This window comes from Clostridium sp. AM42-4, assembly GCF_003480105.1.
Classification (GTDB): domain Bacteria; phylum Bacillota; class Clostridia; order Lachnospirales; family Lachnospiraceae; genus Brotaphodocola.
This window is the reverse complement of the sequence record NZ_QUIK01000002.1, coordinates 290,689-291,298: the sequence shown is the minus strand read 5'-3', so window position 1 is coordinate 291,298 and position 610 is coordinate 290,689. Positions and strand designations below refer to the sequence as shown.

Sequence of the window (610 nt, the reverse complement as noted above, 5' to 3'; positions counted from 1 at the left end):
TATGACACCCTTTACAGCCATGTGCTGCGGAAAATCCGGGAATGTGCCAGAGCTGCCCTGATGGACGGGGAAGCGGTTGCCGACCGCCTGACCAATACCTGTGAAGCCGAGCAGCGGGAACAGCGGGAAGCAATGGAACGCTCCCTCACAAGGGACGAGGAACGGATTGAGGTTCTGGACAAAATGGTAATGCGGCTTTATGAGGATATGATTGCAGGGCGTATCAGTGAGCAGAATTTCAACACCATGCTGGAAAAGACACAGACCGAGCAGACGGAGCTTAAAACAAAAGTGTCCGAGGGCAGAAAGCGGCTGTCCGATGAAGTCCAGCTTGCCAATGACGCAAAACAATGGGTGGAAGCCATTCAGGAATACGCCAACATCACAGAGCTGGACGCAGCCACCCTCAACCGCTTAATCAAAGAAATCGTCGTGCATGAGCGCATTGACGAAGATAAAACAAGACACATTTCTATCGAAATTCATTTTAATCTCAAACCCATCCCAGAGGTGGAACAGGTCACTGCCTGACCTGTCCCGCCGGGACGGTTCTCTTAACAACACCATATAGATTTTTTGTACGCCGCCGCCCGCCATCGAGCAGAGTTTT

1 protein-coding gene is annotated in these 610 nt (G+C 51.5%); it reads left to right on the top strand.

Annotation, left to right across the window (positions count from 1 at the left end):
- On the top strand, window positions 1-531 hold a 531-nt coding region (locus DW922_RS02705; protein WP_118725718.1), incomplete at its 5' end, for a DUF4368 domain-containing protein.
- Window positions 532-610: the final 79 nt, after the last annotated feature.